This window comes from Arthrobacter sp. 05T47 (assembly GCF_056395825.1).
On sequence record NZ_JBFTKG010000011.1, the window covers coordinates 35,199 to 55,191 of the forward strand.

Consider the following 19,993-nt stretch of genomic DNA (forward strand, 5'->3'; position numbering starts at 1 on the left):
CCTGAGAGCCGGTKCCTGCTCGACCTCGCGGAGGATTTCACGCACCAGGGGGGGCCGTGTCGCCCTCGCCCAGGAACAGGTACCGCATGAGGTGKCYTACCGGGCTGCCCTCCGACTTCACCTGTTCCCACTACCTGAACAGGAGAGCACAATGAAATCCATGAACACATCAAGGACCTATGTGCTGGTGCATGGTTCATTCGTCGGGGCCTGGTGCTGGTCGCGAGTCGTCCCTCTGCTGGAAGCTGCCGGGCATGAGGTTTACGCGCCGACGCTCACCGGTGTCGGAGAACGCGCGGGCGAAGCGACCCCGGAGGTGGGGTTGCTGTCGCACATCGATCAGATCACCAGCCTTGTCGAGGCGAACGACCTTGGGGCAGTCCGCCCTGGACATCTTGCCGTCGCTCCGCGACGCCTTTGCGAGCCTGGCTCTGCCCGAGCGTCCATGGCTGTTTGCGCCATTCCCGCTCGAGGCACTCGGAGTCGAGGACCCGCAGGTACGGGAGTGGGCCGCGCCGCTGCTCACACCCATGCTGTGGAAGGCCGTCGACRAAAAGCTTCCCGACGAKGCAGGAGATCTGAGCACCGTGCGAATCGTCTTTGTGCACTGCGCSCGCGGGCAGTTCTTCGATGACACCGCCATCGACTTACGGTCCCAGGGGATCCCCGTCCTGACCCTGGACGAGGGGCACATGGTACACCTCACGAACCCAGGGCGCCTTGCCGCAACGCTCATSGAGGCAGAGCATGAGCTCGGCAGCCTGACGGAGTGAGGTGGTCCCGCTCGTCGTTGAATTCGGTGGACCGGGTGGGCCCTAGAAACACWGGCTAACTCATGACACGGGGTCCGGTCGGGCCCCACAGCGCGCGGTCGCGTSTCGGGAGTCGTGTGGGCGAACAGGCSTCTGGCGTGGGTAAAGACAAAAAAGGACCCCGGGAAATCGTTGATTTCCCGGGGTCCTGATGCGTGCGCGAGGGGGGATTTGAACCCCCACGCCCTTTCGGACACTGGCACCTGAAGCCAGCGCGTCTGCCGTTCCGCCACTCGCGCGCAACTTCTTCCACTCGGATAGGTCCGATTTCCCGGACCGCCAACCTCGTAAAAGCAGCGAGATCAAGCATAACGGACAATTGCCGGAAAACACCAATCGAGCCAGAGCGGCCCCGGATCACGGTCGCTTCCCAGCCAGGCGGGCCCGGTTGCCGAACGTTACGTCGGGCAGCTCCGACAGGGCCGGGCGGGGGATGTCCGCGCACGTCAGGGCGCGGTATGCCCCCATTTGGGCGGCCGCCCGGCSGTGCGCGTTGAGGCCATTCCCAGACACGCCCAGTAGTATCTGATGTAAGAGTGTCTGCTGATCGCGGGCTCGCAAAAGCTGGAAACCGAGTTCCGGAAACGAACGCTGCCCCGCAGCCATCAGGAAAGGAGAGGGACCATGGGATTGCTGGACAAAGTCGAGCGCGGCATCGAAAAGGCCGTCCGCGGAGTCTTCTCCACCGGTTCTCGCGCCCAGGTTGAGCCTGTCGARATCGCAAGCCGACTCCGCAGCGAGGTGGACAACAAAGCCATCACCATCGCCGCGGGACGCACCCTTGCCCCRAATGTTTTTGACGTGCTKCTYAGCAGYGACGACTTCCAGCGCGCCCAGGAATGGGGCACACCGCTGGCGGAAGAACTGTGCGACGTCGTCATCAACCACGTCCGCAGCCAGGGTTACACCCTCCAGGGGCCGGTCCGGATCAGTTTCCGCCGCGACGAAGAGCACCGCGCCGGGAATTTCGACATCACKTCGCGGACCGAGAAAGCCACCGCCCCTTCCGCCCCGGCCCAGCCGGCAGGCGGCCAAGGCAACCTACCGGCGGCTCCGACGCGCCRGCCGGCACAGCTGCARCCCGTATTGGACATCGACGGTCAGCGCTACTCGCTGAAYGCGCCCTCGATCGTCCTCGGGCGSTCCTCGGAAGCAGACATCCTCATTGACGACACCGGCGTTTCGCGCCGTCACCTGGAAATCCGGACSGGGCCGGGCACAGCCCAGGCGATCGATCTCGGCTCCACGAACGGCAGCTATGTCAACGGCCAAAAGATCGTGGGCAGTTCGGAACTTACTGACGGCGCCACGATCACGATGGGACGGACCAAAATCATCTTCCGCCTACTGACCGCCAACACAGGCGGCCGCGCATGAGCGAACTGACCATCACGGCCCTGCGCTTCGGGTTCCTTATCCTTCTATGGGTGCTGATCTTCAGCATTGTCTCCGCCATGCGCCGCGATCTGATGATCGGCCGYAAGGCAGCCGCCGGGGCYCCCACAGCGCGCCAGGTCCGCAAGAATCCGGCCCTCGCCGAGCCCCCGCCCGCGCCCGTCAAGCAGCAGGCCCGCCAGCTGGTGGTGACCGAGGGTCCGCTYAAGGGCACCACCATCCCCCTSGCGGCGAGYCCCATCCTCCTTGGCCGGGCGCAGGAGGCCACCCTTGTCCTGGAGGACGACTACGCCTCGGGCCGCCACGCCCGCCTGTTTCCGCARGGCAGCCGCTGGTTCATCGAGGACCTCGGCTCGACTAATGGCACATAYCTGGCAGACCAGCAGCTGACCCGGGCACTCCCGGTGGAGCTGAGCGTCCCCGTGAGAATCGGCAAGACGGTCATCGAATTGAGGCCGTAGCCATGGCTGCCCCGGATATTCCCGCAGACAGGGCCGAAGGCAAAACAACTKCCCCSAAGCGGCCGCTCATCATGCGTTATGCCGCGCGATCAGACGTCGGCCGAGTGCGTGCCAAGAATGACGACTCCGCCTACGTKGGCCGGCACCTCGCCGTCGTTGCCGACGGCATGGGCGGCCACGCCGGCGGTGACGTCGCCTCCGCCGCGACCGTTCTGGACATGATCCACCTGGATCATGACGACTACGACGGCGACGCGGGCACCGTCCTYGCGGACGAGATCCAAACGGCCAACTCCCTGCTGTCCGAGCTGGTGCATGTCAATCCCAAACTGGCAGGGATGGGCACCACGGTCACRGCGCTGCTGCTCGCYGARGGCAAGCTCCACTTCGCCCACATCGGCGACTCMCGSGCCTACCGCCTSCGCGATGGCGAGTTTGAACAGGTCAGCATCGACCACACCTTTGTCCAGCGGCTGATCGACGARGGCCGGCTGCGCCCCGAAGAGGCCGAAACGCATCCGCACAAGAACGTCCTCATGCGCGTGCTGGGGGACGTCGATGCCAGCCCGGAGCTGGACCTTGACACACTGGACGTCCACGCCGGGGAACGCTGGCTCCTGTGCTCGGACGGCCTGAACTACGTRGCCGGCCACGTCGTGGAACGCACSGTRCGGGAGACGAAGRACCTCGCGGAATGCGCCGAGGTSCTGATCGACCTGACCCTGGAGGCCGGTGCCCCGGACAACGTCACTGTGGTGGTGCTCGACATCGCCGAAGAGACGCGCGACGACGTCCGGACCGCCGCCGTCGACGTCATCCCCGCGCCGGCAGCGGCGGCAGCGGCGGCATCGTCGCCCGCGGCATCGGCCGCACCGCCGACCGGCAGCACGATTGGTGCCGCGAAGTCCCCCGGGCCGGGAAAGCCGGAMGACGCCGGCAGTGCCGCCGGAGCTTCTTCCGGGGCTGCGACGCCCCAGRCRTCCGCCAAACCTRTCCCCGGSATTCCGGCCGACGGCACGCCGGCYGGTGCCTCCGAGAAGGCTGCCGAAAACAAAGAGCCTGAGACCACCACCGACCCGCACCTGGGCGAACACCTCTCGGCCGAAGTCCTGCGTGAAGAACTCTCCTCCCGCCCGCACGAACTCGTCGGGGCCGCCGCGGCAGCAGCGGATTCGGGGTCCATTCCTTCAATCGCCGGACGCACCGTCGCCCGGCGCGCGGCCACCGTCCTGACGCACAARTCGGAACAGGCCCGCGAGGACACTGAAGAGGACAGGCCCACCGGCCGCCCGCGCCGATGGCTCACGGTGTCCATCGCCGCCGCGATTGTCGCACTGCTGGGCATCGGACTGTGGCTTGGCTACGCCTGGACCCAGACCCGCTACTACATCGGCGAGCACGATCAACATGTGGCCATCTTCAACGGCGTMTCCCAGCGCCTTGGGCCCATCCAGCTTTCCACCCTTGAAGCGGTGACCGATATCAAGATGTCCGATCTTCCCGAATTTTCCCAGCAGCGCGTTCGTCAGACCGTGCCCGCCMGAGATCTCTACGACGCGCAGCGGATCGTCAAGAATCTCGAGCGCACTGGCACCACCGCCCCGGCCGATGAGTGCCTCACGGCATCGCCAACGGCAACAGCCACCGGCAYCACGCCATCCCCGGGCGCCACAGCCACGCCAAGTCCCGCGGCGACGCCAGGTTCCACGGCCTCCCCTGGAACGGCCAAGCCGTCGCCGTCCGYCACCCCGACTACGAATTGCGAGGGGGCCAAATGACAGCCATCGACCCCGTGCCCAAGCCAAGACGAAACGTGGAGCTGGTCCTTCTGGTGCTGGCCCTCGCGGTTGGGATCGGCGCCCAGGCCCTCGTGGGTGTGGACCGGCAGAAAGCGTTCGACACCGACTTCTGGTTCCAGTCCAGCCTGCTGGCAGCAGCCGCCCTCGCCTTCCAYGTYGTGCTGCGGATCCGCGCGAAATATGCMGATCCGGTAATACTTCCSCTTGTGGTGGCCCTCAACGGACTGGGCCTGGCCATGATCCACCGGCTAGACCGGGTGGGCGAGGACACCGGAAATAACCAACTGCGCTGGACAGTCGTGGCCATGGCGGTCGCGATCGCGGTCATYTGGTTCCTCAAGGATCACCGGATCCTACGGCGCTTCACCTACATTTCGCTGGCCGTCAGCGCCGTCCTCCTTATCCTGCCGCTCGTTCCCGGCATTTCGGCCGGAGAAGTCCTGGGCGCCAGCGTCTGGATCAAGATCGGGTCCAGCACCTTCCAGCCGGGMGAAATMGCCAAGATYACGCTGGCCATCTTCTTCGCCGGGTACCTGTCCTCGAACCGGGACCTGATCCTGCTSGCCGGCCGCAAGATCGGCCCGCTGCAGTTCCCGCGGTTCAAGGACATGGGCCCCATGATCACCGCCTGGCTCGTGAGCATCGGCGTGCTGGTCTTCCAGCGCGACCTCGGCACCTCGATCCTGTTCTTCGGCCTGTTTCTCGCCATGATCTATGTCGCCACGAGCCGCATCAGCTGGGTCATCATCGGCCTCGTCCTGATTGTGGTGGGCGGCTTCGTGGCAGCCAAAGCGTTCTCGCACGTGGCCCTCCGGATCGACGGCTGGCTCAACGCCTTCACCCCTGAGGTCTACGGCCGGGAGTTCGGCGGCAGCCTCCAAATTGTCGARGGCCTGTTCGGCATGGCCAACGGCGGCCTGGTCGGYACCGGCCTGGGCCARGGCCGCCCGAACCTTGTCCCCTTCGCCAACAGCGACATGATCATCGCCTCCTTCGGTGAAGAACTCGGGCTGATCGGCGTCTTCGCGATCGTGCTGATGTACCTGCTGCTGTTCACCCGGGGCTTCCGCGCCGCGCTGGGCACCCGCGACGCGTTCGGCAAGCTGCTCGCSACCGGGCTCTCCTTCGCGATCGCGCTGCAGTGCTTCGTGGTGATCGGCGGCGTGACCCGACTGATCCCGCTGACCGGACTCACCACACCGTTCCTCGCCGCCGGCGGGTCCTCGCTCCTGGCGAACTGGATCATTGTGGGCTTGCTGCTGATGATTTCGCACTCTGCACGAGGTCCGGTGGACACGACGCCGCTGCCGCCCGGCCAGGGAACAGACGCCGGCAGGAAACTCCCCGCAATTCCGTCCAAACCGGCACCTGCCCCCCAAACCAGTCCCGACGCACCCACTGAGGCGGTGAAACAGCTGTGAACCAGGCCATCCGCAATTCATGGATCGCCGCGATCGCGATGTTCGTGCTGGTCTTCGGCGCGCTCAGCTATGTACAGGTGGTTGGCGCCGACGAGCTCAAAGCCAACGCCTGGAACAGGCGCGCCATCTTGCAGAATTACTGCAACGACCGCGGCGCAATCATTGTCGGCGGCACCCCGGTGGCCGAGTCCGTGCCTGCCACGGAGAGCTGCAAATTCCAGCGGACCTACTCCCAGCCTGAGCTCTACGCCGGCATCACCGGTTACTTCTCGAAGAACTACGGCCTCACCGGGCTTGAGAAGTCGATGAACGATGAGCTGGCCGGCAGCTCGGACCAGCAGTTCCTGGACCGCGTGGGCCAGTTGTTCCTCGGCAACCAGCCCAAGGGAGCGTCCGTGGAGCTGACMCTGGACCCCAAGATCCAGAAGCTKGCCTACGACCTGATTCCGGACGGCCAGCGCGGGTCCATCGTGGTGACCAACCCGAAGACCGGCGCAATCCTGGCCATGGTCTCCAARCCCTCCTATGACCCCAACCTGATTGCCACCCAGGATGCAGCTGCCGAACAGGCCAACTACAMCCAGCTGAACCAGGTTCCCGGGATCAACCTGAACCAGAACGTCAGCGGACCCACGGGCGCATTGCTGGCGCCCGGCTCGGTGTTCAAACTCATCGACACGGCCGCGGCGCTCAACTCGGGCAAGTACAACAAGGACAGCGTCCTGCCCAACCCGGCGGAAATGTCGTTCCCGGGCATCGACTACAAGCTCCCCAACTACGCGGGAGGAAACTGCTACACCCGCAGCACGGCGTCGTTCGCCTTTGCCCTGCAGCAGTCCTGCAACACCCCGTTCGCCAGCATCGCCCGGGACCTGGGACAGAAGTCCATCGCCGACCAGGCGGAGAAATTCGGCTTCGGCCAGGACTTCGGCGGCCAACTCAAGCTGGACAGCGCGCCGAGCTTCTTCCCGACCGAGCCGCTGGACGAGGCCGGACTGGCGCAGTCCTCGATCGGGCAGCGCGACGTCCGCGCCACACCSCTGCAGATCAACACGATGACGGCCGCGATCGCCAACGACGGTGTGCAGATGCAGCCGAACCTGATCAAGGCCGTCCGCGCGCCGGACCTYCGGGCGATCAGCGAGCCRAAGCCCCAGGCCCTGCGCACCGCCACGAGCCCGGAGATCGCACGGCAGATCAACGAGTGGATGGTCAGCGTCGTCGACGACGGCATCGCCAAGAGGGCRGCCGTGCCCGGGGTGCAGGTGGCCGGCAAGACCGGTACCGCCGAACTCGGCAACGGCCTGAACAACTCATGGTTTACCGGGTTTGCCCCGGCAAATGACCCGCAAGTGGCTGTCACCATCGTCATGGAAGGCGTAGACATCACCACWGGCGCAAACCTAACCAGTCCGAACGCGAAGAAGATTTTTGAGGCGGTGTTGAATAAGTGAGGCCTACTTCGGGAATCACCCTCGGCGGCAGATTCCAGCTGACCACGCGCATAGCGATCGGCGGCATGGGAGAAGTCTGGAAAGCCAAAGACCTGATCCTTGGCCGCATYGTCGCCATCAAGGTGCTCAAGGAGGAATACACGGGTGATCCCGGATTCCTGCAGCGCTTCCGCGCCGAGGCCCGSCATACCGCACTCCTGAACCACGTGGGCATCGCCAACGTCTTCGACTACGGCGAAGAGGAGGGTTCTGCCTACCTCGTCATGGAACTGGTTCCGGGGCAGCCGYTGAGCAGCATCATCGAGCACGAGCAGGTGCTKTCCCCSGACCGGACCCTCTCGATGATCGCGCAGACAGCCCGTGCCCTGGCCGTCGCCCACGCCCAGGGCCTCGTGCACCGCGACATYAAACCCGGGAACCTGCTCATCACCCCGGACGGCCGGGTCAAGGTCACCGACTTCGGCATCGCCCGCCTGGCCGACCAGGTTCCGCTGACCCAGACCGGACAGGTCATGGGCACCGCCCAGTACCTGGCACCGGAACAGGCCACGGGCCAGACCGCCACCGGAGCCTCGGACATCTACTCCCTTGGCGTGATCGGCTACGAGTGCCTCACGGGCCACCGGCCGTTCTCCGGGGAATCCCAGATCGCCATCGCCCTGGCCCAGGTCAACGACGCGCCGCCGCCGCTGCCTGACACACTGCCCAGGCCCGTCCGCGCCCTGCTGATGTCCATGCTGGCCAAGGATCCGAAGAACCGCCCGGCTGACGCCATCAAGCTGTCCGAGGCAGCCGAGGCCATCCGCAACGGTGACATCCCCGCCGCGCACGCGGCMGTGCCGGGCATGYTGCTCTTCGAGGCGGCCACCGGACCCATCACGGCCCCCGTGGATGTCCCCACGGCAGCRACCAGCGTCATCGGTTCCAGCGCCGCGGAGGACAAGTCGAGGTCGGCAACGTCTGCGCTGCCCGTCGTCGGCGCGGCCGGCGCGGGTGCGGCGGCTGGCCTGGCGGCCGGTGCTGCCGCCGCCAGTGGCTACGGCGCGCGCAACGCGCTCAACCGCGCAGATGCCCTGGCGGCCGAGCGCAGCTGGGCGCAGGATGAGGAACAGGAAGACTACGACGACGAGCCGGAGGAGGCGCCGAAGCGCCGCGGCCGAAGCCCGTGGACCTGGCCTCTGATTGCCCTGATCCTGCTGGTCGTGTTCGTGCTCGCCGGTGTGGTGCTGAGCCAGGCCGGCAATCTCTTCCCYTCGCAGGCACCGGCCACGACCGGCGCCATCTCCACCTCCGCGAGGCCGAGCAGCGCCACYCCGACGGCGTCSTCCGCGTCGCCGTCGGAGACTCCAACTCCCAGCGCCAGCTCCGCGACACCCACGGAGTCCACGCCGGCTGCCATCAACCTGATCCCKGACGCCTACCTTGGGCGGCCGTACAACGAGGTCCGCAATGAGCTGATCGGCAAGGGCTTGCAAGTCACCGGCGCCGAGGTGGTCAACGACGCGACACCTGGCACGGTCACCAATATTGACCCGTCCGGTCCGGTCCAGCCYGGGACCACCATCACCGTGAGCTACTCCAAGGGCCCGGAAATGGTTTCCGTTCCGTCCATCAAGGCCGGCGCAAGCGAGGGTGAGGTCCAGCAGGCCATCCAGAATGCCGGGCTTCGCTGGGCCAAGGGAGCCGACGTCAGTCCCACGAACAAGAACGAAGATCCGGGCACTTTCGTAAGCTCGGAGCCTCCTTCGGGGAGCAAGGTGGCCTCCGGCAGCGTCGTGACCTATCATCTCGCCAAGGCCTCGGCCACAACTCCTTCCCCTACCAAGTCCGGACCCTAAGCAATCATGAGCAATACACCCCGCACACCGTCGCACAGGGAGGATCGCCCTGTGAACACGCAGCGCGTCCTCAGTGGGCGCTATGAGCTGGGTGAACTGATCGGCCGAGGCGGCATGGCGGACGTGTTCCGCGGCGTCGACACGAGGCTGGGACGCACTGTCGCCGTCAAGCTGCTTCGTCCGGACCTGGCGAGGGATCCCCAGTTCCAGGCACGGTTCAAGCGCGAGGCCCAGGCTGTCGCCGCGCTCAACCATCACTCGATTGTGGCTGTCTTCGACACCGGGGACCAYGCGGTCCCCGGTGACCACGACGACAGCGTCCGGGTGCCGTACATCGTGATGGAATACGTTTCCGGCAARACCATCCGGGACATGGTCAGGGCCAAGGACGTCACGATCGACCAGTCGATCGATTTCACGCTGGGCGTGCTTTCCGCGCTGGATTACAGCCACAAGGCYGGGATTGTGCACCGCGACATCAAGCCCGCCAACGTRATGTTCTGCCCGGATTCGAACAGCATCAAGGTCATGGACTTCGGGATCGCCCGTGCCATCGCTGACTCGTCGGCCACYATGACGCAGACGCAGGCCGTGGTKGGTACCGCCCAGTACCTGTCCCCGGAACAGGCGCGGGGCGAGGCCGTTGACGCGCGCAGCGATCTCTACTCCGCCGGATGCCTCCTGTATGAAATGCTGACCGGCCGGCCCCCCTTTATTGGGGACAGCCCGGTCTCCGTGGCGTACCAGCACGTCCGTGAGATCCCCGAACCGGCCAGCAGCCTCAACCCTGAAGTCTCCGCGGCGCTGGACAGTGTGCTGATGAAGGCCCTGCAGAAGAACCGGGCGGACCGGTTCCAGGACGCAGCCGCTTTCCGCCGTGCCCTGCGGGCCGCCCGCAGCGGGGTCCCCGTGGCCGCGCCGACCGCCAGTGAGGCCCCTACMGACCCCACGAACGCCGTTCCCCGGCACGACGCTTCGRCACCCACGTCGGTMTTCTCCCTGACCGGGGCCAAGTTCCTCGACGATACCCCCGGCGGCAGGCTGCGGCCCGCGGAGGAAGAAGCACCGGACGAGGATCCGTTCCTGCTACCCGCCGACACCGAGCTGTATGGCACCGCGGACACCGGAAGCCTGCCCTTGGCGCTGCCGGCCGAACGCGACCACACGCCGGGCCAAAAGTCCCGCCGCCGCACCTGGATCGCGACGTTGGTGGTCCTTACACTGCTGGTGCTGGCCGGGGGCGGTCTGTGGCTATACAGCCTCACCAACCAGGCCCCGCCGCAGGCAACCAAGGTCCTGGTGCCCACCGTGACGTCCTTGACGGAATCAGAGGCCCTGCAAAGGCTCTACAACGCCGGGTTCAAGCCGCAACTCAGCCGGCTGCAGCACCAGACCATMCCGAAGGGCACCGCCATCGGTACGGTGCCGACGTCGGGAAGCTCGATGGACGCCAACTCGGACATCATCCTGAACATTTCCGAGGGGCCCAGCGCCATCACCATYCCCACCGACCTGCCCGGCCGGACGGAGGCGGCGGCCCGCGATCTCCTGCACCAAACGGGACTGACCGGTTCYCTCAYCACCAAGATGTCCAACAACCCCACGGTCCCGGTCGGCATCGTCATCACCACGAATCCGGCCCCGGGCCAGGTRGTGGCCGTAGCCGAYGCCGTYGAAATCGTCGTGTCCACCGGAAAGGTTGCGGTGCCGCAGGTGATCGGCCTGCCGCTGRCGGARGCCGAGGCCAAGCTGAARGAGCARGGGCTGAAGCTCAACGCCACAGAGGTGGAAAATTCGCAGGTMGGWCCGGGAAAGGTCACYGGCCAGGCCGACGCCGCGGATTCGCTCGTGGAGCAGGGCAARACCATCACSGTGACGGTGGCGAAGGCACCTGCACCGCCGCCCCCGCCATCTCCCACGCCGACTCCGAGCAAGACCACGTCCAAGGAGGAMGCGGTCCTGGGCGGGCTGTTCCCCTRRTCCGGGCGGGGCTGCGCGGCMGGGCCTCCTACCGYTGCGCCGGCTGTGCTGTATCTACTGGMTCAGTGCTTGATGAGCGGGCTTAGGTCCGCTGCCCGTTCGGCGGCGCCGGCCATGCCGAGCGACTCAAGCCAGTTGCCCAGCATCTGRTAGCCGCCCTCGGTCAGGACAGACTCCGGGTGGAACTGCACACCGCACAGCGGCGCGGTGCGGTGCTGCAGGCCCATCACAACACCYGTGCCCGTTTCCGCGGTGATCTCCAGGACCTCCGGGATGCTCTCCCGGACAGCGGCCAGTGAATGGTACCTCGTGGCCGTGAGGGGCGAGGGGAGCCCGGCAAACACACTGGTTCCGTGGTGTTCAACCAGCGAGGTCTTGCCGTGCATCAGCTCGGGAGCGTGCGTGACCGTTCCGCCGTAGGCCTCTGCCAGCGCCTGGTGGCCAAGACACACTCCCAGCATGGGTTTGTCATGGCTGCCGCACCACTTGATCAGCTCAATGCAGACCCCGGCCCCTGCAGGGTTCCCCGGACCGGGAGAGATGAGGACCCCGTCGCGTGCCTCGGCCATTTCGATCGCCTCGGCGAGCGTGACGTCGTCGTTGCGGACCACGGTGGTCTCCGCACCGAGCTCCTGGAGATAGCCCACCAGGGTGTAGACAAAGCTGTCGTAGTTGTCTACGACCAAGATCTTGGTTGTGCTCATGGGTGCTTTGCTGAACCAATCGTTGAATCTGTTAACTGGGTGAATTGCGCCAGCCAGGGAAAAAGGAACTGAACCATCAATACCAGTGCTCCGGCCGCCAGCACCAGCGCAGTCGCAATCTTGAGCCGCAAGGGGCCGGTAAGGCGGCGGAAAAGCCAGGCATACATCCATCAGCCGCCCCCGGCCGCGTCGGCACCGTCAACAGCACATCCGTCCGCGAGGAGAGGACTATCAGGCTGTTCCTGAACACGTAGACATAATAGCCTTCGCGGGTCTGGACGTAGATCCGGTCCCGGGGCAGTGCGGGTTCTCCTTGGGGGCGGATGCGGGGTCCGACGGTGCGGCCTGAACTACAGCTAGAATTGTGCGACAAAAGAATTCAAACTCGACCAAGAGCGTGTTGGCCGCCGGGGCTCAGTTCCTGCAGGATATCAAGCAACGCTGCCGCTCTTGTTCCAGCCCGCCAAGGAGGATCAGTGCCCGAGTCGAAGCCGCGTAAGAGGACTGCCCGTGTRGCGCCGCAGACTTCTGCTGCGCAGGCCTACAAGCCCAACCCGGTCTGGTTCAAGCCCGTCATGTTTGGCTTGATGATCATTGGCCTGCTGTGGATTATCACGTTCTACATCACCGAGGGCGCCTTCCCGGTGCAGGCATGGGCCTCGTGGAACATCGTGGCCGGTTTCGGCATCGCGATCATCGGCTTCCTGATGACCACACGCTGGCGTTCCTGAACCAAGTCCCAGCGACGCAWTTCCCTGACGGGCCGGCACACACTGTGTGCCGGCCCGTCAGCGTTAAACCGGCGCTGCTCCCGGCGTTCCCGGYGCTCCSGCGKCCGGYCGTCCGGCGCCGACCGGCGAGGTCTTTGTGACCGATAATGCTGGGAGAGGCTTTACCCCAGCGAAGGATTCCAGATGACCCCGGCAGTAAACGGCTCAACAATAGGCGACGACGGACTGGCACGGCCCGTGTGGGCATCCGTGGATCCCATGCTGCGTGAGTACTACGACACGGAGTGGGGCATGCCCGTCCGGGATGAGCAGGGCCTCTACGAACGGATCAGCCTCGAGGGGTTCCAGGCGGGCTTGTCCTGGGCGACGATCCTGCGCAAGAGGCCCGCATTCCGYGCCGCCTTCAAGGACTTCGACCCGGAACTGGTCGCCCTCTTCACGGACGCCGATGTCGAACGGCTCATGCTCGATGCCGGAATCGTCCGGAACCGGTTGAAGATACAGGCAACCATCACCAACGCCCGGGCCACTCTGGCGATGAGGGACGACGGCGGCCTGGTTGACTTCGTGTGGTCCTTCCAGCCGTCCACAACACCGCGCCCCAGTTCCCTSGACGAAGTCCCCACCACCTCGGCCGAGTCCGTGGCCCTTTCCAAGGCGCTGCGCAAGAAGGGCTTCGCGTTCGTCGGGCCCACCACGATGTTCGCCCTCATGGAGGCTATTGGAATGGTGGACACCCATTTGGTGGACAGCCACCGGCGCGGCACTTCTGGAGTCTGGCAGCACTGACGCCCGCRYGACGGCACGGCGGTTTCGCCGCYCTCGCCTTTATCCACAGCTGTGCACAAGTCTGGGGAAACTTATCCACACTGTTCATAAGTTTCSCTCCAGCCGCGCGTTCCGGGCCCGTTCGACGGCCATGKCGGGGCGCACAGGCGRCGGCGGCATTCCCGYCAGGGGTTGAATTACAGSGCTGTAAGTTATTAACAGTGTGGATTGCCTGTGGACAAGTCCCGCTGACCGGCCATCGGGCTGGTGTTKGGCCCCGGGCGCCGCTCTGRGGKCAGGCCCGGCCCCGAACGGAGCGGCCTGGCAGGGCAGGAAAGGCRCCGGGGAAGTTRTCCACTTAATAACACTYCACTACCCACACGTTATCCACAGYTGGGGATAACATCCGGGKTTKARCGGCAGCGAACCCTGCTGTGCCGCCCTAGGCGGGTTTGATTCTCGGTGACACTTGGACCATCAAGTTATTAACACTGTGAATAACCCTGTTGAAACACAGGCGGGCTCCGCTGCACACCCATGCAGCAAGCACAGCCTGTATGGGCGCACTCCAGCCCCAGGCAGGCGCAAGTCCGCTGTGTCGTCAGGGTTGTGCCCGCAGGACGCCAATGCGGTGGCGGGGTGCAAAGGGCAGAGTGCAAAGGGCGGGCCGCCAAGGACAGTGCGTCGAAGCCTGCACGGCCGGGAGCCACGAAAAGACGACGGACGATCACGCCAGACTGTGAAACTTTTCAGCCTCAGCGCCTGAAGTTTTCCACTTACTCACAGGCCAACCCACAGAAGTTATCCACAGGTGTGGAGATCGAGCCGGCAGCCCCGCCCGTGCGCTGCAAAATCGCCAGCCCGGGCTGTCAGATCGGGGATGGGGGCATGAACTACACGCTTGTAAGTTATTAACAATGTGGATAACCCTTGTGGAAAACCCTGGAACCTACACCTGTGGGTTGGGGCGCTGGGGCCAGGCCAGGGGTTTGCACGCAAAAGGGAGCACACCCCGTGGGAACCAAGGGGAGGGTGAGGGGTCCCAGGCAGCAGACTGCGGCTGGAAATATCATGCTGGRAACATCTCGCAGAGGAGAGCTCCAGGAGCGGGCTAGACGGCGGCGCCGGCCATTCGGACGACAGACGCGACGATCACAACGGCAAGGACTCCGACGAGGCCGATGGCCTGCAGCAGGSTCTGCCGGGGGCCGCGSGGGGTGTAGGCGATGACAGCGGCACTCAGCGCACCGGTGACGAGGCCGCCGAGGTGGGCCTGCCAGGCGATCTGGGGGACCATGAAGCCGACGACGCCGTTGATGGCTATCAGGACCAGGAGTTGGCGMACGTCTCCGCCGCGTTGACGCTGGACCACCAGCAGGGCGCCGAACAGTCCGAAGATGGCGCCGGAGGCGCCGACGAGGCCCACGGGGCCGTTCAGGGGATAAACCGGGGTCAGCAGGAGGAAGCCCGCCGAGCCGCCGACGGCCGAGAGCAGGTAGATCGCGAGGAAGCGGGCGTGGCCGAGCAGCGGCTCAAGGATCTGGCCGAAGATCCACAACGTGTACATGTTCAGCACAATGTGGAGCAGGAATCCCTGTGAGTGCAGGAACGCCGAGGTGAGCATCCGCCARGGTTCACTGTCCGTCAGGGCKGGCGCRTAGGCCAGTTGCTGATAGATCCCGTCATTGGGAACRATCCATTGCAATGCATAGACAAGGGCGCACAGYCCGATGATCACGTAAGTGACSACSGGCTTGCCGGCGGTGACGGCGCCRCCGTAGACGGTCCTGACGGCCGGCGTCGTGCGCTTGGTTTCGTTGACACAGTCAACGCATTGGAATCCGACGGCGGCCGCCCGCTGGCAGTCGGGGCACGCCGGGCGCCCGCACCGCTGGCAGCGCACATAGGCGGGCCGGTCCGGGTGCCTGGGGCATACCGGGACCTCCGCGGACGGCTCAGCCGCCGGAATTCCGTAGCTCATGATGTGGTGCTAGAGCTTTTCGATGTCAATGCTGTTGATGGTGACATCCTCGACGGGRCGGTCGCCCATGCCGGTGCGGACGCCCTCGATCGCGTCGACGACCTTCTTGGATTCGTCATCTGCAACTTCACCGAAGATGCTGTGCTTGCCCTGCAGCCAGCCGGTGGGGATGGTGGTGATAAAGAACTGCGAACCGTTGGTGCCGCGGCCCATCTGGACACCGGCGTTGGCCATGGCCAGCTTGTAGGGCTCGTTGAACGTCAGTTCCGGGTGGATTTCGTCGTCGAACTTGTAGCCCGGYCCGCCCGTGCCGCGGCCCAGGGGATCGCCGGCCTGGATCATGAAGTCTTTGATGATGCGGTGGAAGATSGTGCCGTTGTAGAGCGGCGTGCCGGTCTTGTCCTCGCCCGATTCCGGGTGGGTCCAGGCCTTCTCACCGGTGGCCAGCCCGACGAAGTTGTCGACSGTCTTCGGCGCGTGGTTGCCGTARAGGTTGACGACGATGTCGCCGAGGCTCGTGTGGATGGTGGCTTTTGCTGTTGCGTTGGCAGTCATAGGGCCTATTCTTCCATGACGGCTCTGCCCGTATAGGGCCGCACAGTCAGTTCCGCGCTGGGTGAAATCCACTGGAAATCGGTCTGAAGAATAGCCGGTGCGTTCCTAGACACGTAGGCTAACAGCAGRACCGTCACATTAATCGGGAGGTAGTTGTGAAGAAAACGGATCGTATTGCCCGTGACCTGGAGCAGTCAGTCARCACTGGAGTAGACAGCGCCAAGGATTGGGCATCSCCGMGGGTTGAGGCTGCCGTGAATTGGGCTGTTCCCCGCCTGCAGCACGGGCTGGATACCGCCTCTCCCAAGATCCAGGAGGGGCTCAAGTCGGCGGCCCACAATCTGGCCGGCAGCGTTGCCACGGTTACCCCGCGCCTTCAGGATGGCCTGGCCCAGCTTGCGCCGAAGATCCATGAGGTCGCGGAAAGCACCCCTCCGCGSYTGCACGACGCTGTGGACAAGGCWGCACCGGTGATCCTCAACGCACGCGACCGGGTGGTTGTCGAGTATCTTCCCAGGCTTTCCGACCAGATCGGGCAGGCYTCCGTGGTTGTCCACCGCACACTGGAAAATGCCCCGGCCCACGTGGACGCCGTTGCACAGAAGCTTGTTGATTCCGGCGTGGTCCACACCGTCCAGGCGCAGGCCGAGACTGCCAAGGGACACGCAAAGAAGGCCGGAAAGAACATCAAGGCGGCCGCCAACGAGGTCAGCAAGACCGCGAATGCCAAGCTMGCCAAGCAGCAGAARCCCAAGCACCGCGGCCTGCTGATTTTCGCCGTCATCGCTGCCGCAGTTGCCGCCGGCGTCGCCGCTTGGAAGGCGTCCCGGCCGGTGGAGGACCCGTGGAAGGTACCGACGCCGGTAACGCCGGCCCCTGCGGCCACCCCTGCCGGCGAAACGCTGAAGGACGCCGCCGACAAGGCCGGCTCCGCAGCMGYYGMTGCWGCGGACTCCGCGGCCGATGCTTCCAAGGATGCAGCCGGTTCCGTGGCTGCTGCCGCGGACAAGGCCACGGAGGCGGCCAAGGATGCTGCCGGCACCGCCGCGGACGCCGCTGCCAAGGTTGCCACCGATGCCAAGACGGCCGTTCGCAACATCGCGRCCAGCCTGAACAACGGCACCGACAAGCCGGCCAAGTAATTCCGGCTGGCACCTGCCGGCCGCGACGGGGCCCTGCCAAGGGCCGAYCGGCTGCCGGCAGGTGCCCTGCAACTCTCCCAGGGAGGGATTCCGCCACCGGGCGGGATCCCTCCTTTTGTTCATCCGSMRTRCCCGTCGCCGCGCCGCCGTCCGGCTTCAAACGGCAGGCTAGGTGCTAAGTTTGTGGTGATGTCACCCCATAGATCACCCCAGGATGCCATGCTCGTTGTTGCGCCGCCGGCTGTATCTGTTGTGATCCCGGCGTACAACGAGGAAAGCGTCATCCGGCAGTGCCTGATCGCCGCGGTCTACCAGTCAGTGCCAGCCCACGAAATCATYGTCGTGGACAACATGTCCARGGACCGCACGGCGGAGATCGTGCGGCAGATGCAGCTGGAGTACCCGGAGAGTCCGATCATCCTGCTCAGCCAGGACCGTGAGCAGGGGCTCATCCCGACGCGCAATTTKGGTCTGGACCATGCCACCGGCGATATCCTCGGCAGGATCGACGCCGATTCGGTGCTGGAACCGGACTGGGTGGAGCAAGTCCAGGAAGCGTTCGCYGACGAATCCGTCCACGCTGCGACCGGCCCGGTGGTCTACTACGACATGCCCYTGCGCCGGTTCGGGCTCAAAGCAGACGACAGGATGCGCCAGCTGATGCTCAGGCTGGCCAAGCACCAGTATCACTTTCTTTTCGGCTCCAACATGGCGCTCCGCCGCTCTGCCTGGGAAGCCATCCGTGCAGAATCCTGCCGGGACGAGCGGGACGAGATGCACGAGGACATTGATCTGTCGCTGCATTTGGCCGAGCACGAGCTCCGGATCCAGTACTGGCCGCAGATGGTCTCGGGGATGTCAGCCCGGCGGCTGGAGGACTCGCCGCGGGACTACCGGTACTACGTGACGCGCTTTGACCGCACGTACAAGGCTCACAACGTCAAGAAGATGGCCTTGAAGGCACCCATGGTTGTCTTCTTCTCGGTYTATTTCCCGGCGAAACTGCTCCGCGCCATCCACACGGTCAACACTGCCCAGCCRGCCCGCCGCGGCGGCCAATAACAGCGGCYTAGTCGGTGCCGAGCTCCGCCAGCCGCTCCGGACCGGCCCCCTCSGCTGTGCGCCCCTTTGCMGCGCCCCTGGCGGARCCTGAGCCSCGCTGGCCCAGSAGMACGACGGCGAGCSCCACCAGGATCATCGCCAGTCCGGCGTAGGTTCCGGCCGGCAGCGTCTCGCCCAGGAACGCCGCGGCCAGGAGCGCSGCGCCCGGTATTTCCAGCAGGATGATCATGGAGACGAGCAGCGGGCTCATGGTCGCCAGCAAGTGGTTGAAGGCTGTGTGCCCCACCAGCTGTGCGCACACAGTGATGGCCAGGATTCCCAGCCAGCCGCCGGATTCGAACCCTGCCAGCGGCGCCCCWACGAACAGCGCCAGGACCGCCACAATCGCGGCGCACATGCCGTARCACAGGGTGGTGTAGACGCYGGTGCCCATGCTCTGCCGCGCCTTGCCTCCCGCGAGCGTGTAGATGCCCGCCAGGGCTCCGCCGGCGACCGCCAGGAGATCGCCCACGAGCGCCCCGGGCGAGGTGCCCATATCAAACCCGGTGATCGTCACGACACCGCCGAAAGCGAGCCCCAGCCCYACCAGGACCGGCCAGCGGAGCCGGACTCCCCGGAAGAGCTGGAAGATCGCGATCCAGCCGGACTGCAGGCACACMAGTGCCGTCGCCGCCGCGACCGACGTCAACTGCAGGGAGGTGATGAAGCAGGCAAAGTGCAGGGCCAGGGCCRCCGCCGCGGCGAGCGACCAGCGGAACTCGGCTCCGGTGACGCTTGTGAACTGRCGCGGATTGCGGACCACCACCGGGCCRGCCATCACGACTGCTCCAATGGCGTTGCGCCAGAAGGCAATGGCGAGGGCGCTGACCGATGTGGCACCCAGTGTGGCGGCGATGAGRGGCCCGGAGGACGCCACGCCMAGTACRCCTACGGCYGCGAGGAAGAAGTTCACGCTCCAACACTAATGGGACGGACCTCGGCGCCCTTACCGCGGYCTGGACCTATGCCGTGCCSATAGCTGTGCCTATGCCTTGACCGGCGTATGGCCCGGTGCCAACCTTAAGTCGCGGTCTCACATCCCGATCTCGCCAWTATCGAAGAAGGAGACCATCATGGCGTCAATGATTCGCAAGAGCCTGGACGAACCAGAAGAATCACGTCCTGTAGCCCAAGGCATGGGCCGGGTGGACCTCGTCAACCTCGACTCCGGCCCCGTTGGGCGGGCCACGTTCCTTCCGGGCTGGAAATGGTCGGATCACGTCAAGCCGATCGCCAAGACGGACAGCTGCATGGCCAGCCACATCGGGTACACGATTTCCGGCCGCATCAAGGTGGTCATGGACGACGGCGAAGAACTCGAATTYGGTCCCGGCGACTTCGGCGTCATCCCGCCGGGGCATGACGCCTGGGTGCTCGGCGACGAGCCGTATGTGTACATCGACTGGCAAGGGATGGCCGACTACGCCAAACCGAAGGAGTGAGGGGACAGGCTCCTGCCGTGCCCGCCGCGCATGCAAACAGCGCAGACTAAAATGGCATGCAAAAAGCCCCGGACCGCGTTTCCGCGGTCCGGGGCTTWTYCTATGGTGGAGGCACGGGGACTCGAACCCCGAACCCCCTGCTTGCAAAGCAGGTGCGCTACCAATTGCGCCATGCCCCCATAAGAAGCAACCCGTCAATCATACCYTAGGACCGGAGCGCTGATCTCCAGCGTCCAKCCCCAGGCTCCGGGCTAKTCAACCGTATCGGTTGAATTGCTCCAGATCACTTTCCGGGCTTCGGATTCCTGCACTTTCCTGTAGAGGAGGACGCCTGCGACCGTGGCTGCGATAACCAGCAACTTCTTCACATGCACCCCGTTCCGGTTCAGTCTTCGACGAACCTTCACTA

Annotated in this window: 18 protein-coding genes and 2 tRNA genes; 13 read left to right on the forward strand and 7 right to left on the reverse strand. The window is 65.3% G+C overall.

Features of this window, described 5'->3' with window-relative positions; all coding sequences use genetic code 11:
- Positions 1-160 precede the first annotated feature (160 nt).
- Positions 161-634, forward strand: coding sequence for an alpha/beta fold hydrolase (locus AC1DEY_RS10135; protein ID WP_476867901.1), 474 nt, complete (start codon positions 161-163; stop codon positions 632-634).
- A 334-nt stretch (positions 635-968) separates the two neighbouring features.
- Here AC1DEY_RS10135 and AC1DEY_RS10140 read toward each other — a convergent pair.
- Positions 969-1,051, reverse strand: a tRNA-Leu gene (locus AC1DEY_RS10140).
- A gap of 385 nt (positions 1,052-1,436) precedes the next feature.
- On the opposite strand from AC1DEY_RS10140, the gene AC1DEY_RS10145 reads away from it, so the two are divergent.
- The 7 genes from AC1DEY_RS10145 to pknB are packed head-to-tail and all read left to right on the forward strand — an operon-like array spanning position 1,437 to position 11,313.
- The gene (locus AC1DEY_RS10145) at positions 1,437-2,189 is read left to right on the forward strand and encodes an FhaA domain-containing protein (protein WP_476867828.1); all 753 of its coding nucleotides are present in this window, start codon (positions 1,437-1,439) and stop codon (positions 2,187-2,189) included.
- Positions 2,186-2,668 (forward strand): FHA domain-containing protein FhaB/FipA, encoded by a 483-nt coding sequence (locus AC1DEY_RS10150; RefSeq protein WP_441409146.1) that lies wholly within the window; start codon positions 2,186-2,188, stop codon positions 2,666-2,668. Before AC1DEY_RS10145 ends, AC1DEY_RS10150 begins: the two co-directional genes overlap by 4 nt.
- Positions 2,669-2,670: 2 nt before the next feature.
- Positions 2,671-4,446, forward strand: a complete 1,776-nt coding sequence (locus AC1DEY_RS10155) for a PP2C family protein-serine/threonine phosphatase (RefSeq protein ID WP_476867829.1) — start codon at positions 2,671-2,673, stop codon at positions 4,444-4,446.
- Complete coding sequence (locus tag AC1DEY_RS10160; protein ID WP_476867830.1) at positions 4,443-5,888, forward strand: FtsW/RodA/SpoVE family cell cycle protein; 1,446 nt, start codon at positions 4,443-4,445, stop codon at positions 5,886-5,888. The genes AC1DEY_RS10155 and AC1DEY_RS10160 overlap by 4 nt, the downstream gene beginning before the upstream one ends.
- The gene (locus tag AC1DEY_RS10165) at positions 5,885-7,342 is read left to right on the forward strand and encodes a peptidoglycan D,D-transpeptidase FtsI family protein (RefSeq protein WP_476867831.1); all 1,458 of its coding nucleotides are present in this window, start codon (positions 5,885-5,887) and stop codon (positions 7,340-7,342) included. Before AC1DEY_RS10160 ends, AC1DEY_RS10165 begins: the two co-directional genes overlap by 4 nt.
- Entirely contained in the window at positions 7,339-9,180 is a 1,842-nt protein-coding gene (locus AC1DEY_RS10170; protein ID WP_441409150.1) for a protein kinase domain-containing protein, read from the forward strand. Before AC1DEY_RS10165 ends, AC1DEY_RS10170 begins: the two co-directional genes overlap by 4 nt.
- Positions 9,181-9,186: 6 nt before the next feature.
- Positions 9,187-11,313: a Stk1 family PASTA domain-containing Ser/Thr kinase gene (pknB, locus tag AC1DEY_RS10175; RefSeq protein WP_476867832.1), complete on the forward strand. Its 2,127-nt coding sequence runs from the start codon at positions 9,187-9,189 to the stop codon at positions 11,311-11,313.
- Here the strand turns inward: pknB and AC1DEY_RS10180 are convergent.
- Positions 11,223-11,864 (reverse strand): anthranilate synthase component II, encoded by a 642-nt coding sequence (locus tag AC1DEY_RS10180; RefSeq protein WP_028278232.1) that lies wholly within the window; start codon positions 11,862-11,864, stop codon positions 11,223-11,225. The genes pknB and AC1DEY_RS10180 overlap by 91 nt on opposite strands.
- A gap of 476 nt (positions 11,865-12,340) precedes the next feature.
- On the opposite strand from AC1DEY_RS10180, the gene AC1DEY_RS10185 reads away from it, so the two are divergent.
- Both AC1DEY_RS10185 and AC1DEY_RS10190 read left to right on the forward strand, forming a co-directional pair.
- On the forward strand, positions 12,341-12,595 hold the full coding sequence (locus tag AC1DEY_RS10185; protein ID WP_390201411.1) for a cell division protein CrgA: 255 nt from the start codon (positions 12,341-12,343) through the stop codon (positions 12,593-12,595).
- A 183-nt stretch (positions 12,596-12,778) separates the two neighbouring features.
- Entirely contained in the window at positions 12,779-13,384 is a 606-nt protein-coding gene (locus AC1DEY_RS10190) for a DNA-3-methyladenine glycosylase I (protein ID WP_476867833.1), read from the forward strand.
- Positions 13,385-14,474: 1,090 nt separating this feature from the next.
- Here the strand turns inward: AC1DEY_RS10190 and AC1DEY_RS10195 are convergent.
- Together AC1DEY_RS10195 and AC1DEY_RS10200 are read right to left on the reverse strand one after the other, a co-directional pair.
- The gene (locus AC1DEY_RS10195) at positions 14,475-15,344 is read right to left on the reverse strand and encodes a rhomboid family intramembrane serine protease (RefSeq protein ID WP_476867834.1); all 870 of its coding nucleotides are present in this window, start codon (positions 15,342-15,344) and stop codon (positions 14,475-14,477) included.
- A gap of 9 nt (positions 15,345-15,353) precedes the next feature.
- Positions 15,354-15,899 (reverse strand): peptidylprolyl isomerase, encoded by a 546-nt coding sequence (locus AC1DEY_RS10200; protein ID WP_476867835.1) that lies wholly within the window; start codon positions 15,897-15,899, stop codon positions 15,354-15,356.
- A gap of 155 nt (positions 15,900-16,054) precedes the next feature.
- Between AC1DEY_RS10200 and AC1DEY_RS10205 the strand changes: the two genes are divergently transcribed.
- Positions 16,055-17,041 carry a hypothetical protein gene (locus AC1DEY_RS10205; RefSeq protein WP_476867836.1) on the forward strand — a complete coding sequence of 329 codons (987 nt, stop codon included), beginning with the start codon at positions 16,055-16,057 and terminating at the stop codon, positions 17,039-17,041.
- Positions 17,042-17,260: 219 nt separating this feature from the next.
- Positions 17,261-18,103, forward strand: a complete 843-nt coding sequence (locus AC1DEY_RS10210) for a glycosyltransferase family 2 protein (protein WP_476867837.1) — start codon at positions 17,261-17,263, stop codon at positions 18,101-18,103.
- Positions 18,104-18,110: 7 nt separating this feature from the next.
- Here AC1DEY_RS10210 and AC1DEY_RS10215 read toward each other — a convergent pair whose 3' ends face one another.
- The gene (locus AC1DEY_RS10215; protein ID WP_476867902.1) at positions 18,111-19,055 is read right to left on the reverse strand and encodes a DMT family transporter; all 945 of its coding nucleotides are present in this window, start codon (positions 19,053-19,055) and stop codon (positions 18,111-18,113) included.
- Between the two features lie 160 nt (positions 19,056-19,215).
- Here AC1DEY_RS10215 and AC1DEY_RS10220 point away from each other — a divergent pair, with 160 nt between their 5' ends.
- Positions 19,216-19,584 (forward strand): cupin domain-containing protein, encoded by a 369-nt coding sequence (locus AC1DEY_RS10220; RefSeq protein ID WP_441409159.1) that lies wholly within the window; start codon positions 19,216-19,218, stop codon positions 19,582-19,584.
- A gap of 103 nt (positions 19,585-19,687) precedes the next feature.
- Here AC1DEY_RS10220 and AC1DEY_RS10225 read toward each other — a convergent pair.
- A tRNA-Ala gene (locus tag AC1DEY_RS10225) sits at positions 19,688-19,763 on the reverse strand.
- Between the two features lie 72 nt (positions 19,764-19,835).
- Complete coding sequence (locus tag AC1DEY_RS10230) at positions 19,836-19,991, reverse strand: DLW-39 family protein (protein WP_476867838.1); 156 nt, start codon at positions 19,989-19,991, stop codon at positions 19,836-19,838.
- Between the last annotated feature and the right edge of the window lie 2 nt (positions 19,992-19,993).